The sequence below is a fragment of the Micromonospora sp. BS32 genome, assembly GCF_059089345.1.
In genome coordinates this window covers 1-441 of record NZ_JBSSHR010000121.1, presented here as the reverse complement: position 1 = coordinate 441, position 441 = coordinate 1, and the positions used below count along the sequence as shown (strand labels likewise).

At 68.3% G+C, this 441-nt stretch carries 1 protein-coding gene; it reads left to right on the top strand.

The window, feature by feature from the left end; genetic code table 11:
* Positions 1–441, top strand: a 441-nt coding sequence (locus tag AC5RWQ_RS30540) for a triose-phosphate isomerase family protein (RefSeq protein ID WP_494286055.1), incomplete at both ends; no start/stop codon positions are given.

The following is a 441-nucleotide window of genomic DNA, read 5'->3' as shown; positions in this document are numbered from 1 at the left end:
CACCCGCACCCCGCTGATGGCGGGCAACTGGAAGATGAACCTCAACCACCTCGAGGCCATCGCGCACGTCCAGAAGCTCGCCTTCGGCCTCACCGACAAGGACCACGACGCGGTCGAGGTCGCCGTCCTGGTGCCCTTCACCGACCTGCGCTCCGTGCAGACCCTGGTGGACGGCGACCGGCTGCGGATCAAGTACGGCGCCCAGGACGTGTCCGCGCACGACCACGGCGCGTACACCGGTGAGATCTCCGGCCCGATGCTGTCCAAGCTGAAGTGCTCCTACGTCGCGATCGGCCACTCCGAGCGCCGCCAGTACCACGGCGAGGACGAGGAGGTCGTGAACGCCAAGGTGAAGGCCGCCTTCGCGCACGGCCTGACCCCGATCCTGTGCGTCGGCGAGGGCCTGGAGATCCGCAAGGCCGGCAACCAGGTCTCCTACAC